The 13,876-nt window shown below is 71.3% G+C and carries 14 protein-coding genes and 2 pseudogenes; 13 read left to right on the top strand and 3 right to left on the bottom strand.

Annotated features, from left to right (window positions below):
- Positions 1-149: 149 nt before the first annotated feature.
- Both ABT147_RS22235 and ABT147_RS22230 read right to left on the bottom strand, forming a co-directional pair.
- Positions 150-646 (bottom strand): annotated as a pseudogene (locus tag ABT147_RS22235) (NAD(P)-dependent oxidoreductase); the annotation flags it as partial.
- Between the two features lie 9 nt (positions 647-655).
- The gene (locus ABT147_RS22230; RefSeq protein ID WP_351408731.1) at positions 656-1,345 is read right to left on the bottom strand and encodes a M24 family metallopeptidase; all 690 of its coding nucleotides are present in this window, start codon (positions 1,343-1,345) and stop codon (positions 656-658) included.
- Between the two features lie 249 nt (positions 1,346-1,594).
- Here ABT147_RS22230 and modA point away from each other — a divergent pair, with 249 nt between their 5' ends.
- From modA to ABT147_RS22205, 5 genes are all read left to right on the top strand, one after another.
- The gene (gene modA, locus ABT147_RS22225) at positions 1,595-2,422 is read left to right on the top strand and encodes a molybdate ABC transporter substrate-binding protein (RefSeq protein WP_351408729.1); all 828 of its coding nucleotides are present in this window, start codon (positions 1,595-1,597) and stop codon (positions 2,420-2,422) included.
- Positions 2,419-3,288, top strand: coding sequence for a molybdate ABC transporter permease subunit (modB, locus tag ABT147_RS22220; protein ID WP_351408726.1), 870 nt, complete (start codon positions 2,419-2,421; stop codon positions 3,286-3,288). The genes modA and modB overlap by 4 nt, the downstream gene beginning before the upstream one ends.
- Entirely contained in the window at positions 3,285-4,361 is a 1,077-nt protein-coding gene (locus ABT147_RS22215; protein ID WP_351408724.1) for an ABC transporter ATP-binding protein, read from the top strand. The genes modB and ABT147_RS22215 overlap by 4 nt, the downstream gene beginning before the upstream one ends.
- A gap of 156 nt (positions 4,362-4,517) precedes the next feature.
- Positions 4,518-4,937 (top strand): TOBE domain-containing protein, encoded by a 420-nt coding sequence (locus tag ABT147_RS22210; RefSeq protein ID WP_351408721.1) that lies wholly within the window; start codon positions 4,518-4,520, stop codon positions 4,935-4,937.
- Positions 4,938-4,984: 47 nt separating this feature from the next.
- Positions 4,985-6,199 (top strand): MFS transporter, encoded by a 1,215-nt coding sequence (locus ABT147_RS22205; protein ID WP_351408719.1) that lies wholly within the window; start codon positions 4,985-4,987, stop codon positions 6,197-6,199.
- Between the two features lie 100 nt (positions 6,200-6,299).
- On the opposite strand, the gene ABT147_RS22200 is transcribed toward ABT147_RS22205, so the two are convergent.
- Positions 6,300-7,277, bottom strand: coding sequence for an ADP-ribosylglycohydrolase family protein (locus ABT147_RS22200; RefSeq protein ID WP_351408717.1), 978 nt, complete (start codon positions 7,275-7,277; stop codon positions 6,300-6,302).
- A 322-nt stretch (positions 7,278-7,599) separates the two neighbouring features.
- On the opposite strand from ABT147_RS22200, the gene ABT147_RS22195 reads away from it, so the two are divergent.
- From ABT147_RS22195 to ABT147_RS22160, 8 genes and pseudogenes are all read left to right on the top strand, one after another.
- On the top strand, positions 7,600-8,118 hold the full coding sequence (locus tag ABT147_RS22195; RefSeq protein WP_351408714.1) for a toxin-antitoxin system HicB family antitoxin: 519 nt from the start codon (positions 7,600-7,602) through the stop codon (positions 8,116-8,118).
- 81 nt (positions 8,119-8,199) lie between these two features.
- The gene (locus ABT147_RS22190; protein WP_351408712.1) at positions 8,200-9,042 is read left to right on the top strand and encodes a DUF4097 family beta strand repeat-containing protein; all 843 of its coding nucleotides are present in this window, start codon (positions 8,200-8,202) and stop codon (positions 9,040-9,042) included.
- Positions 9,043-9,119: 77 nt separating this feature from the next.
- Positions 9,120-10,136 carry an ATP-binding cassette domain-containing protein gene (locus tag ABT147_RS22185; protein WP_351408710.1) on the top strand — a complete coding sequence of 339 codons (1,017 nt, stop codon included), beginning with the start codon at positions 9,120-9,122 and terminating at the stop codon, positions 10,134-10,136.
- Entirely contained in the window at positions 10,133-10,951 is an 819-nt protein-coding gene (locus ABT147_RS22180) for an ABC transporter permease (protein WP_351408708.1), read from the top strand. The genes ABT147_RS22185 and ABT147_RS22180 overlap by 4 nt, the downstream gene beginning before the upstream one ends.
- Before the next feature lie 244 nt (positions 10,952-11,195).
- Complete coding sequence (locus ABT147_RS22175) at positions 11,196-12,305, top strand: hypothetical protein (RefSeq protein ID WP_351408706.1); 1,110 nt, start codon at positions 11,196-11,198, stop codon at positions 12,303-12,305.
- Between the two features lie 229 nt (positions 12,306-12,534).
- Positions 12,535-12,876 (top strand): SCO4225 family membrane protein, encoded by a 342-nt coding sequence (locus tag ABT147_RS22170; RefSeq protein WP_351408703.1) that lies wholly within the window; start codon positions 12,535-12,537, stop codon positions 12,874-12,876.
- 25 nt (positions 12,877-12,901) lie between these two features.
- The gene (locus tag ABT147_RS22165) at positions 12,902-13,222 is read left to right on the top strand and encodes a DUF6191 domain-containing protein (protein ID WP_351408701.1); all 321 of its coding nucleotides are present in this window, start codon (positions 12,902-12,904) and stop codon (positions 13,220-13,222) included.
- A gap of 238 nt (positions 13,223-13,460) precedes the next feature.
- Positions 13,461-13,832 (top strand): annotated as a pseudogene (locus ABT147_RS22160) (class I SAM-dependent methyltransferase); the annotation flags it as partial.
- Between the last annotated feature and the right edge of the window lie 44 nt (positions 13,833-13,876).

The raw sequence follows: 13,876 nt of genomic DNA, 5'->3' as shown, positions 1-13,876 counted from the left end.
GTGACCCGCGAGCGGTACGGATGGTTGCACGGGGATTTCACTGAAATACTGGGATTCTGGAGGCAGTTGGTCCTCTTAGGTGCGGCGTCCGCACGTCGGCTGTCGAGCGGTGCAGGTCAGCCGCCGACGGAGTAGGAGTGGGCGCCCGCTCCGGCCAGGGTTCCTCCGTCGACGATCTTCGCCCGCGCCGTGTTGATCAGGTACGCGCCGCGCTTCATCGTGGCCGGCAGCTCGTCGCCGAACAGGCCCTCGGTCTCCGGGTGCAGCGGGGCGTTGATCGTGACGACGTCGCAGTGCGGGACCATCTCGGCGGCCGAGGTGTGGAAGACCAGCCCCAGCTCGCGCTCAAGGTCGGCCGGCAGCCGGTGCCGGTCGGTGTAGTGGAGTTTCACGTCGAAGGGCGCGAGGCGGCACAGCACGGCGAGGCCGATGCGCCAGGCGGGCCAGAACGGCTGTGAGACGACGACATCGGCGTCGGGCAGTTCACGGTGCGCAGACCGAGTTCGCCGGAGACGCTGCCGAGCAGCCGGCCCGGTGTGAAGTCGATGCCCTCGGGGGTCGGGGTGGTCTGGCCGCCGGGACAGTGGTCGATCGCGGGGAGGTCGTCACGGGCGTACGTCGTCGGGTATCCGTCGGTGGGGTCGTCGCTGTGGCGTCAGAGCGTGAGCAGTTCCTCGTGGAAGCCGCCGAGCTCCCTTTGCCGGTCGATGAGATGGATCTCCAGGATCCAGTGGCAGCGGCGTCCGGCCTTGTCGGTGCGGCGCAGCGGTGTGGTGTTGGCGGGGGTGATGTACGACTCCACGTCCGCGCCGTCGATCCACTCGTGAGGGAACTCGCCGACCAGATGCCCGGCGTGCCAGCCGCCCAGCTCCCACCCGGCTTCCTTCGCGAGCCGTTCGATCTCGGCGTACAGTCGTGCGCCCGTGATCTCCGGGTCGGCGTCGAAGAAGTGCCGGCCCGCCGCGAAGATCTGGGGCAGGTCGTCGCGCAGCCGGTGCTTGACCGGGTCGTCGCCGAGGACGAAGGTGCGGCCGAAGTCGGCCTCGTACTCCTCGAAGATCGGGCCGAAGTCGGCGAACACGATGTCGTCCGCGGTGATCACCCGGTCCGGCGGGTTCTCCCGGTAGGGCTTCAGGGTGTTCGGGCCGGAGCGCACGATCCGCTTGTGCCAGTGCCGGGTCGTGCCGAACAGGTCGTTCGCCAGGTCCCGCACCCGGTCGCTGACCGCCCGCTCGCCCTCGCCCGGGGCGATCAGCCCGCGCTTCTCGATCTCGGTGAAGAGCCGTTCGGCCTTCGCCTGAGCATCCAGCAGCCTTGCCGCGCGTATGGGTTCGTCGTCCGCCATGGGGCGAAGGTAGTGACCTGGATCGCTTCCGGCAACGGGATTCCCTGACCGGCGGCCGACCGTCCCATGCGAACGCACATGCCGTCCACACAGATCAGCATGCCAGCTCATGCGAAGCTACAGGCACCATTCCGCTCGCATCTGCGGCAGTATGATCAGCGTACGCGCACCCGCCGGATCGGGGATGCGGATTGTCCGACAGGACCGCAGGCGATCGTGTCCGTCAGGACCAGAGGGAGTGGACCCGTGATGACCCGTACCGCGCGCCGGACCCGCCGACCGATGCGGGTGGCCGTACTGGGGGCGGCCGCGCTGCTGGCCCTGAGCGCCTGCTCGTCGTCCGACGACTCCTCGTCGGCGGCCTCGGGCTCCTCCGCGTCCGGCTCGTCGTCGGACGAGCTGTCCGGGACGGTGACCGTGTTCGCCGCCGCGTCGCTGAAGGAGAGTTTCACGACGCTGGGCAAGGAGTTCGAGAAGGCGCATCCGGGTACGAAGGTCACCTTCAGCTTCGGGGGGAGCGATTCCCTCGCCGCGAGCATCACCGGCGGCGCTCCGGCGGACGTGTTCGCCTCGGCCAGCCCCAAGACGATGGCGATCGTCACGGACGCCGGGGACGTGTCGGGGACACCCGTCACCTTCGTCCGCAATCAGCTGGAGATCGCGACGCTGCCGGGCAACCCCGACAAGATCGCCTCCCTCGAGGACCTCACCAGGTCCGGTCTGAAGGTCGTGCTGTGCGACAAGGAGGTGCCCTGTGGCGCCGCCGCCCAGAAGGCCCTGGACGCGAGCAAGTTGAAGCTCACGCCCGTCTCCTACGAGCAGGACGTCAAGGCCGCCCTGACGAAGGTCGAGCTGAAGGAGGCCGACGCCGCCGTCGTCTACAAGACCGATGTGCACGCTGCGGGTGACAAGGTGGAGGGCGTGGAATTCCCCGAGTCCGCCGACGCCATCAACGACTACCCGATCGTCCGGCTCAAGGACGCGCAGAACGCCCAGGCCGCCAAGGCGTTCATCGAGCTGGTGCGGTCCGCCGAGGGCCGGCGGGTGCTCACCGGCGCCGGGTTCCTCACGCCGTGACCCTGCCTGGAGACAAGTCCGACGCCGCGACCGGCACCCTCCGAGGCGGGTCGCGGCGTCGGCGTGTCCGGACCGGCGGCGGCCGGGGCCGAGGCGCGCCCCTGCCGCTGCTGGTGCCCGCGCTGATCGGCCTGGCGTTCCTGATCGTGCCGCTGATCGCCCTGCTCGTACGGGCCCCCTGGCGCAGTCTGCCCGAACTGCTGACCAGCGCCGAGGTGTGGCAGGCGCTCCGGCTGTCCCTGGTCTGCGCGACCGCCGCCACCGCGGTGAGCCTGGTCATCGGTGTGCCGCTGGCCTGGCTGCTGGCCCGCGTCGAGTTCCCCGGACGCGGCCTCGTACGGGCCCTGGTCACTCTGCCGCTCGTCCTGCCGCCGGTGGTCGGCGGCGTGGCGCTGCTGATGGCACTCGGCCGCAACGGCATCGTCGGGCGGTCGCTGGACTCCTGGTTCGGGATCACGCTGCCGTTCACCACGGCGGGGGTCGTGGTCGCGGAGGCCTTCGTCGCCATGCCCTTCCTGGTCATCAGCGTCGAGGGGACCCTGCGCGCCGCCGACCCACGCTTCGAGGAGGCGGCGGCCACGCTCGGCGCGTCCCGCTTCACCGCCTTCCGCCGGGTCACGCTCCCGCTGATCGCGCCGGGCATCGCGGCCGGCGCGGTCCTGGCCTGGGCGCGGGCGCTGGGCGAGTTCGGGGCGACGATCACCTTCGCGGGCAACTTCCCCGGCCGTACGCAGACCATGCCGCTGGCCGTCTATCTGGCCCTGCAGAGCGATCCGGAGGCCGCCATCGCCCTCAGTCTGGTCCTGCTGGCCGTGTCCGTCGCGGTGCTGGCGGGCCTGCGCGACCGTTGGATGACAGCACGATGACCGACGCCCACGGTGGTGACGCCGGCACGGCCCTGGACGGGCTCGACGCCCACCTCGTCGTCGAGCGCGGCGCCTTCCGGCTCGACGTGGCGCTGAGCGTCGCGCCCGGCGAGGTCGTCGCCCTGCTCGGCCCGAACGGTGCCGGGAAGACCACCGCCCTGCGCGCCCTCGCCGGTCTGACCCCGCTCACCGGCGGGCATATGCGGCTGGACGGTACGGCGTTGGAGCGTACGCCGCCGGAGTCCCGCCCGGTCGGCGTCGTCTTCCAGGACTATCTGCTCTTCCCCCATCTGACCGCTCTGGACAACGTGGCGTTCGGGCCGCGCTGCCAGGGCACGACCAAGGCGGAGGCCCGAGCGCAGGCCGCCGAGTGGCTCGACCGGCTGGGCCTCGCGGATCACGCCGGTGCCAAGCCGCGCAAGCTGTCCGGCGGCCAGGCCCAGCGTGTCGCCCTGGCCCGCGCCCTGGCCACCCGCCCCCGGCTGCTGCTCCTGGACGAGCCGCTGGCCGCGCTGGACGCCCGTACCCGCCTGGAGGTGCGCGCCCAACTCCGGCGCCATCTGGCCGAGTTCGAGGCCGTCGCCGTCCTGGTCACGCACGACCCGTTGGATGCCATGGTGCTGGCCGACCGGCTGGTCGTCGTCGAGGACGGCCGGGTCGTCCAGGAGGGCGTCCCGGCCGTGATCGCCCGCCATCCTCGTACGGACTACATCGCCCAGTTGGTCGGCCTGAACCTCTACCGGGGCGAGGCCGACGGCCACACCGTCCGCCTGGACGCCGGCCCCTCCCTCACCACCACGGAGGTCCTGTCCGGCCCGGTGTTCGTGGCGTTCCCGCCGAGCGCGGTCACCCTGTACCGCGACCGCCCGAGCGGCGCCAGCGCCCGCAACCTCTGGCGCTGCGAGGTCGCGGGTCTGGAGACCCACGGCGACCAGATCCGCGCCGACCTCGCGGGAGACCTTCCGCTCGCCGCGGATCTGACCACGGTCGCCGCCGCCGAACTCGAACTGCACCCGGGCGCTGAGGTCTGGGCGGCGGTGAAGGCGACGCAGACGCACGCGTATCCCGTCTGAGGAGGTAGGCGGGGAAACTGCCGCACTGCCGCACTGCCGCCGTGCCGCCCGTGCCTGTTGGCCGAACATTCGTGTCCGGCCCGGCTACCGTGATCCGCACACCAGACAGAAGGCAGCAGAACCGGCATATCCCCCCCTCCTCGGTAAGGCGTTCCCATGAGCCTGAGCATCCGCAACCAGATCCCCGGCACCGTCACCTCCATCACCCCCGGCGAAGCCATGGCCACGGTCAAGGTCCGTCTGGACGGGGGCCAGGACTTCACCTCGGCGATCACCCTGGATGCCGTGCGGGAGCTCGGCCTCGCCACGGGATCGGTGGTGAACGCCCTGGTCAAATCGACGGAGGTCGCCCTCGCCACCGGCTCCGTGGAGGGCCTGTCCATCCGCAACCGGCTGCCCGGCACGGTGAGCGGCCTCGCCGTCGGCGCCGCGATGGCCTCCGTCAAGGTCAGCGTCGCCGGCGGCGAACTCACCGCCGCCATCACCAAGGACGCCGTCGACGACCTCGGCCTGACCGTCGGCTCCTCCGTCACCGCGCTGGTCAAGTCGACCGAGGTCTCCCTCGCCGTCGGGTGATCCGGCTCGGGGCGCGTGCGGCGGTGGGCGCGGTTACCGTCGGCGGTATGGACGGTGATCTTGGAAGCCGGCGCCGGTGCCTGCTCAGCGGGGCGGTGTTCGCCGTCTGCATGGCCGGTACGACGCTGCCGACTCCTCTCTACGGCCTCTACCAGGAGAAGTTCGGCTTCGACGAGCTCACGGTGACCGTCGTCTACGCCGTCTACGCCTTCGGAGTCATCGGGGTGCTGCTGCTCGCGGGCAACGCCTCGGACGCCGTGGGCAGGCGGCCGGTGCTGTTGTGGGGCCTGGGGTTCGCCGCCGCGAGTGCCGTCTGTTTCCTGTGTGCCACCGCGCTGGGCTGGCTGTACGCGGGGCGGCTGCTGTCGGGACTGTCCGCGGGATTGTTCACCGGGGCCGCCACGGCGTACGTCATGGAGCTGGCACCCGAGGGCGGCGCCTCTCGGGCCACGTTCGTGGCGACCGCCGCGAACATGGGCGGGCTCGGCTGCGGCCCGCTGCTCGCCGGGGTGCTCGCGCAGTACGCCGACTGGCCGCTGTATCTGCCGTTCGCCGTCCACCTCGCCCTGGTGACCTGCTCGGCCGCCGTCCTGCTGCGGCTTCCGGAGACCGTACGGGAGCGCCGGCCCCTGAGCACCGTACGGCCGCAACGCCCCAGTCTGCCCCCGCGGGTGCGGGCGGTCTTCGGACCGGCGGCGGCCGCCTCCTTCGTGGGGTTCGCCCTGTTCGGGGTGTTCACCTCGGTCAGTCCGGCCTTTCTCGCCCAGTCCCTGGACGTCCACAACCACGCGGTGAGCGGGCTGATCGTCGCGCTGGCCTTCTTCGCCTCGACTGCCGGGCAACTGGCCGTCGACCGGGTCGGGATGCGCCGGTCGCTGCCGCTGGGCTGCGCCGGGCTTCTGGCCGGGCTGGGGCTGCTGGCCGGCGCCCTGCGATGGGAACTGCTGCCCCTGGTGGTGCTGAGCGCAGTCGTCGGCGGGGCGGGGCAGGGGCTGGCGTTTCGCGGCGCGCTGTCCGCCGTGGCGGCGGCGGCCGGGGCGGACCGGCGCGCGGCCGTGATCTCGACGCTGTTCGTGGTGGCCTACACGGGTATCTCCGTTCCGGTCATCGGTGTGGGGCTCCTGGCGGAGCCCATGGGTCTGGAGGGCGCCGGGCTGGTCTTCATCGCCTGCATGGCCCTTCTGGTGTCCATCGCGGGTGTCTACCTGCTGCGACGGCCGGCGCCGGAGGCCGACGGGGTGCGCCGACAGCGTGTCCGATGAGGGTGCGCGGCGGCCACGGCCCCCGACACCGTCCTGCGCACCCTTCCCGCACTCCCCCGGGCCCGGGCGCGGGCCGGCCACCCGGTGCGCCCCCGGAACGTCAGCCTGCGGTGGGGAGGCCTGGAGCATCCGCGTGGAGGGACGCGGGAACATCGACGGGGAGGGCCGCGGGAGCCTCCCAGCGGCTCCAGGCGGGGATGTCCTCGCGGGCTTCGTGCCATGCGGCGTCAACCCCGCCGGTGCCGGTGCGGGCCGCGACGACGCCTCCCACGATCGCGCAGGTGGTGTCGCGGTCACCCCAGCCGGCGACCGTCTGCCACAGCGCCTCGCCCAGGTCGTCCAGATGTCCCGCCGCGGACCACAGGGCGAACGGAACCGTGTCCGGGGCCGAGATCAGCGTCCCCGAGCCCAGCACGGACGCCGCGTGGCGAACCGACGTACGGTCGGAGAAGTTCGCGGCCACCAGCAGCCCTGAGCGGACGTCACTGTCCGGCACATGGGCGGCGACCTCCCGCAGGAACTCCGCGCGCGGCGGGGTGTCCGCCCCCTCGCCGGCGGCGGCCAGCGCCGCGGCGACCGCTACGGCCACGGCGCCGGCGACGGCCTCGGGGTGAGCGTGGGTCGTCAGCGCGGACAGGCGGGCCTGCTCGCGGGCCGCCGGCAGATCGCCCCGGAACCACGCCCCGAGAGGGGCTACCCGCATCGCGGCACCGTTTCCGTAGGAGCCCTGCCCGCCGAACTGCGCCGTGGTGACGGCCCGCCAGTCCCCGCCCTCGCGGATGCTCCGGAGCACACCGTGCATCGACGGCCCGTACTTGCGACCCGGGTCCCGGTCGTACTCGGCGGCGAACTCGTCCGCCAGACCGTCCGGACGGATCTCTCCATGGGTCATCAGATGAGCGAACAGCACGAAGGCCATGGCGGAATCGTCCGTCCACAACCACGGCCGTGGACGCGGCTTCCGGGCGGCCCACTGCTCCTCGGCGTTCTCGTCGGAGCGCGTGAACCAGCTGTCACCGAAGGCATCGCCCATCACAAGGCCGTCCAGGCTGGCGTGGGCGTGCTGCGGGCTGGTCATCGGAAGGCTCCTCTGAGTGATGGGGTGGCCAGGGCATTCTCGTCGCAGACCGACCAGGCATGCGAGTGAATTGCCGACCGGTGCGACACCACAGGGCATTGCGCGGCACCCCCTTGGCGCCACGTGACACCAAGGGGGTGCCACATAGTGCCATCCGGCGCCACCCCAGGCCCCCAAGGGCGCAGGAGCACGCCTGGTGCCACACTCACCCAGCTCGGCACCACAGCATTTTCGCAGGTCAAAGCCGTCGTCAGTCAACTCCGAGCCGGAAGCATCAACCGACGGCTTGCGAGTGGAGCCATTGTGGTGCCATGATGGCGTCATGGACCTCACCCCGTATGTCGACACCCTCCGCCGCGAACTCGCGGTGGCCGCCGAGGCCGGCGGCGAGGAAGCCCGCGAGCTGGCGGAGAGGCTCACCGCTCCCCTGGAGTCGGCGACCCGACTGATCATGCTCAATGTGCTTTCCGCCGCCACGGACGAGATCACCCGTGAACTCGCCCCCGGCTCGGTCGACGTACGGCTGCGCGGACTCGACCCCGACTTCGTGGTGACACCGCCGCCCACCGACGGTCACGCCCCGGCGGAGCCGGCCGCGCCCGTCGAGCCGCTCGCGGCGCCCGCGCCGGCCGACGGCGACGAGGGCGGCATCGCCCGTGTGAACCTGCGGCTGCCGGCCCACCTCAAGGCCCGCGCCGAAGAGGCGGCGACCCGCGAGGGCCTGTCGGTCAACGCGTGGCTGGTGCGGGCCGTGTCGGCCGCGGTCGACGGCGGGACCCGGCCGCGTACGCCGGAGAAGGCCCAGAGCATCGGACAGAGCTTCACGGGCTGGGTGCGCTAGCCGCGCCTCGCCCGCACCACTTCACCCACACCACGTCCCACCAGCGGGGACGCCCCAAGGACTCACGAGGACGGTACAGCCATGCCTTCTTTCGACACCCCCGAACCGATTTCGGTCACCGCCTACGTGTACGCCGGATCCCTCCACCTCACCGCGAGCGACCGCCTCGACACCGTCGTCGAGGTGCGGCCCCGCGACCCGAAGAAGGACCAGGACGTACGGTCGGCCGACCAGACGGAGGTCGCCTACGCGAGCGGCGTCCTGACCGTCACCACTCCCAAAGCCAATCTGCTCGGGCGCGGCGGCACCGTCGACGTGACGGTGGAACTGCCCACGGGCTCGCACATCGATGTCACCGGCGCCGCGGCCAGGGTGCTCGGCGAGGGCCGGCTCGGCGAGGTCCAGGTGAACACCTCGGCCGGCGACGTCCGCCTCGACACCACCGGCCCGCTGCGGCTCAAGGCGTCACACGGAACCAGCAGCGTCGACCGGGTCGAAGGCCCGGCCGAGATCACCAGCAGCACCGGCAATGTGCGCGTCGGCATCATCGAAGGCGCCGCCGTCCTGAAGAACTCGCACGGCACGACGAACGTCGGCACCGTGACCGGTGAACTGCGGGTGAGTGGCGCCAACGGTGCCATCGACATCGCGCGCGCCGAGGCCTCGGTCACCGGCACCACCACCCACGGCATCCTTCGCGTCGCCGAAGTGGCCCGCGGCACCGTCCAGTTGGAGACCTCCAACGGCTCCATCGAGGTCGGTATCCGCGAGGGCACCGCAGCCTGGCTCGACGTCCGCTCCAACCGTGGACAGGTGCGCAACATGGTGGCCGCGTCCCAGGCTCCGGAGCAGGCCGAGGACACCGTCAAGGTTCGCGCGCGGACCAACTGGGGCAACATCGACGTCCTCCGCGCCAAGGCCTGAGCACTCTCGTTCCGCCGGTACCAGCCTCATCTCTCTCCGACTTCCCTGTCACTTCACCCCTCGAACGGGAGGGCCACATGCCTTCTTCTGTCATGCCCACGTCCAGCCAGGGCGACGGTCGCCCGTCGCCGGCCACCAACTCCGCCATCTCCGCCAGCGGTCTACGGAAGTCCTACGGCGACAAGGTCGTCCTCGACGGCATCGACCTGCGCATCCCGGCCGGGTCCGTGTTCGCGCTGCTCGGGCCGAACGGCGCCGGCAAGACCACCGCGGTCAAGATCCTCTCCACCCTCATCACCCCCGACCCCGCCTCCGGCGAGATCCGCGTCGGCGGCCACGACCTCGCCGCCGACCCCCAGGCCGTGCGTGCCGCGATCGGTGTGACCGGGCAGTTCTCCGCCGTCGACGGCCTGATCACCGGCGAGGAGAACATGCTCCTCATGGCCGACCTGCACCACCTGTCCAGGGCCGAGGGACGCCGGGTCACCGCCGAACTCCTGGAACGCTTCGACCTGGTCGAGGCCGCGAAGAAGCCCGCCTCCACCTACTCCGGCGGCATGAAACGCCGCCTGGACATCGCCATGACCCTGGTCGGCGACCCCAGGATCATCTTCCTCGACGAACCCACCACCGGCCTCGACCCCCGCTCCCGCCACAACATGTGGCAGATCATCCGCGAACTCGTCACCGGCGGCGTCACCGTCTTCCTCACCACCCAGTACCTGGAAGAGGCCGACGAACTCGCCGACCGCATCGCGGTGTTGAACGACGGGAAGATCGCGGCCCAGGGCACCGCCGAGGAACTCAAGCGGCTCATCCCCGGCGGACACGTCCGCCTCCGCTTCACCGACCCCACCGCCTACCGCTCCGCCGCCACCGCGCTGCGCGAGGTCACCCGCGACGACGAAGCCCTCGCCCTGCAGATCCCCAGCGGCGGCACCCAGCGCGAACTGCGCTCGATCCTCGACTGGCTGGACGCGGCCGGTATCGAGGCCGACGAACTCACCGTGCACACCCCCGACCTCGACGACGTGTTCTTCGCCCTCACCAGCGCCACCAACGTGCCCAGCCAGCCCAAGGAGAACGTCCGATGAGCACCCCTCTGGCCCCCACCCGCCCGTCCCGGATCTCCCTCGCCGTGCGCGACTCGTCCACCATGCTGCGGCGCAACCTGCTGCACGTGCGGCGCTACCCTTCCCTCACCCTCAACCTGTTGCTCACCCCGGTCATGCTGCTGTTGCTCTTCGTCTACATCTTCGGCGACGTGATGAGCGCGGGCATGGGTGGCGGCGGGGCGGACCGCTCCGATTACATCGCGTACCTGGTTCCGGGCATCCTGCTGATGACCATCGGCGGCACCACGGTCGGGACCGCCGTGTCCGTCTCGATGGACATGAGCGAGGGCATCATCGCCCGCTTCCGTACGATGCCGATCCACCGCGGGTCGGTGCTCATCGGACACGTCATCGGCAGCGTGCTCCAGTCCGTCGCCAGCGTGGTCCTCGTCGGCGCCGTGGGCGTGGCCATCGGCTTCCGCTCCACCGACGCCTCCGCCCTGGAATGGCTCGCGGCCTTCGGCCTGCTCACCCTGTTCGCCCTGGCCCTCACCTGGATCGCCGTCGGTATGGGCCTCATCAGCCCCAACGCCGAGGCCGCCAGCAACAACGCCCTGCCGCTGATCTTCCTGCCTCTCATCTCCAGTGCCTTCGTCCCGATCGACTCCATGCCGGGCTGGTTCCAGCCGATCGCCGAGTACCAGCCCTTCACCCCCGCCATCGAGACCCTCCGCGGCCTCCTCCTCGGCACCGAGATCGGCCACAACGGCTGGCTCGCCCTCGCCTGGTGCCTCGGCCTCGCCGTCCTCGGCTACTTCTGGTCCGCCGCCAAGTTCAACAGCGACCCCAAGTAACGCCAGGAGACAACGGGCCCTGACCCGCACCCGTAGCGCCCCAGGGCGGCGTACCCCGACACCGCGTCGGCGTACGCCGCCCCGTCGGCGCTGTCCGGGCCCCTTTACCGGGCCGAACGAACTGCGCGAACTGCGCGCTTTGTCACATGAATGGCTAGAAGTTTCGAGTTCGCTGACTCACGGTGGTCGCTCCTATCCGCCCGATCCACCTGGAGGGGATCCAGCAGTGAGACGAAGGCGATTTGTGGCAGGGACGATCGGCACACTCGCGGGGGCCACGCTCGGCCCGGCTCCGTCCCGCGCCGGCGTGCCCGCACCCCGTACGCAAGGCTGGCAGGCCGTGCCGGCGCCCGGCAGCGCTCCCGCCGCACAGCTGCGCCGTGTCGCCGCCGCCGGGCCCCGACTGGCCTGGGCCGTAGGGGAGGAGAACCTCAGCGCGCAGACCCAGCAACGCGCCCTGGCCATGCTGTGGAACGGAGACACCTGGACGAAGACCGACCTCTCGCATCTCGGCCACACACGGTTGACCGACGTCGCCGGTGTCGGCCGGACCACGGCGTGGAGTGTGGGCCAGCCCGTCGGAGACGGCAGCCCCCTGCTGCGCTGGAACGGAACCACCTGGTGCGAAGCCGCCTTCCCCGGCAAGGGCGAGGCGGACGTTCGGCTCAACTCGGTGGCCGTCGGCCCCGGCCGGCAGGTGTGGATCTGCGGCAGCCGGGGCGGCGCCGCCCGTCTGCTGCACGGGAACGGGCGACGATGGCGCTGGCTGGATCCGCTGCCCGTCGCCAGCGTGAACCTCTACCGGGTCGTGGTGCGTTCGCCGGGCGAGGTCTGGGTGAGCGGCGACCGGTCGAACGGCGGCGGCTGGTCCGGGCTCGTGGCCCGCTGGGACGGAGCGTGGACGGTCCTCCCCCCGATCGCGGGCCTCCGCCTTGGCATCGCCGACCTCCACTCGGCCGGTCCCGACGACGTATGGGCGGTGGGCACCGAGGCCGGCGTCGGCGGGCCACCGGGGCGCCCCGGCAACCCCGCCCTCAGCCACTGGGACGGCACCGCCTGGACCCGGCTGGAAGCGGGCTTCACCCTCGGGTCGTTGACCGGAATCACGGGCGACACGCAGGGCCGCGCCGCCTGGATCTCGGGCTGGAACTTCCAGGACCAGAGCCGCAGTACGTATCTGCGCCGGGACGGCGAGACCTGGACGATCGTCCGGGGCCCTGCCGACACGGCCCCGGCGCCGCACGTCAATGACGTGACGTCCATACCCGGCACCACGGGATTCTGGTCGGTGGGCATGACGCGTCCCGCCCCGTACCCTCCGACCGAGGCATACGCCGAGCGTCTCGAAGCCTGACGCGGATCCGAGCCTGCCACTGATCCGAGCCGACGCACGACGGATCTCGAAGCCCTACTGCTGGTGAGCCGCCCAGCAGTGGGGCCGGCGGCCCACGAAACACGTCCGATCGCGCAGGCGTACGTAGGTACGCGTACTCAGGTGGCAACCCCTTCCCCACGGCATCGTTGACCCCGACACCACGACCGAGCACCCCACCAACACCGTGCAGTACCCAAGGAGTTCAACAATGGCCGCCTCGTCACGATCCCTGCCCCAGATCCTTCGCCACACCCTCGTGAACCCCGCAGCCCTGGGCTATCTGGCCCTCGTGGCCGCAGTCGGCGTCTGGGTCGGCGTGGACGCCCTCTTCGTCGAGCACGTGGACGGCAGTTTCGCGGGCATCTGGCTCTTCCTCGTCACCGGCCCCACCTCATTCCTGTTCGTGACCCTTCCCGGCGCGCTGCCCTTCATCGGGATCGCCGTCGGGGCCGTGACGCAGGCGTACGTGCTCGGTGCCGCCTACCGCTGGTTCCTCGACCGGCCGACGCACAGGCACATGCGGCGCGACGCGGGAATCGGCAGCGCCTGACACCCGCGACTCGGATACTGCGGGTATGGAGTTCGTCTTTTTCATGACACTGCCGGGGCTGGTCACCGTGCTGACCCTGCTGGCCTTCGTCGACCAACTGCTGTTGCGCGCGGGCCGGTCCGGAGCGCTGCCGTGGCGGAACAGCGCGCGTCAGGGGCAGATATCGGCGACCGGGTTCGAGCAGCTGCACGCGAGTTTCTCGCCGGGCAAGCAGAACGAGCTCAAGGAGCGGCAGTCCGCGCTGGTCCTGCCGGACAACGAGGACGACGGAGCGCCGCCGCATCGCACGACGGTGGATCTGGCCGGGGGGACGGCGGTCGTACGGATGCCGCGCCCCGAGCAGTAGGCGTATCGCTCGACCTGTCCGCGAGGGAACATCAGCGGGTGGCGAGGCCGGCTGGTGTGCGGCGCACCCGCACAGCGACGGGTACAACATGCGCGTGTCAGCCGGCGGGCGGCGTCCGATCGGCTCTGGCACGGCGCGCCTCGGCCGTGTGGCGGCCTTCGGTGGAGGATCGGTGAGGTGGCGGCCTCGGGACGGGTCGCCCGGCACCGCCCCACCGTGTGAAGAGGTCCGGCCATGAACGCGTTCGACCACCCGCTGTGCCGGACCCTCACCGCCTTGGCGCTGGAACCCGTCAAGGACCACGATCGACGTGGGTGCCGGTACGGGCACGGTCTCGCGCCGGCTGCTGGGCGAGGCCGGGGTTGCGGGTGTGCTCGCTGTGGACCGTGACGTACGTTTCCTCGATGCTCGGCCCGTGCCCGGGCTCGACGTGCTGGAGGCCGACATCACCGCCCCGGATTTCGTCACCGGCCGGTTCCGGCTCGTCCCCGCGCGGTTCGTGCTGACGCATCTCCCCCGGCGCGAACGTCTGATCACGGCATTGGCCGAACTCGTCGCACCCGGCGGTGTGTTGGTGCTCAGCGACGCGGTCGACCTGACGTGCCGTCGTACCCTCAACTGCAGCGTGGGGTGGGGCTCGTCTCCGACGAATGC

This window comes from Streptomyces sp. NPDC001868, assembly GCF_040297125.1.
In the GTDB taxonomy this organism is placed as follows: domain Bacteria; phylum Actinomycetota; class Actinomycetes; order Streptomycetales; family Streptomycetaceae; genus Streptomyces.
Note: the sequence above shows the minus strand (reverse complement) of the source record. Positions and strands in the feature narration are given on the sequence as shown.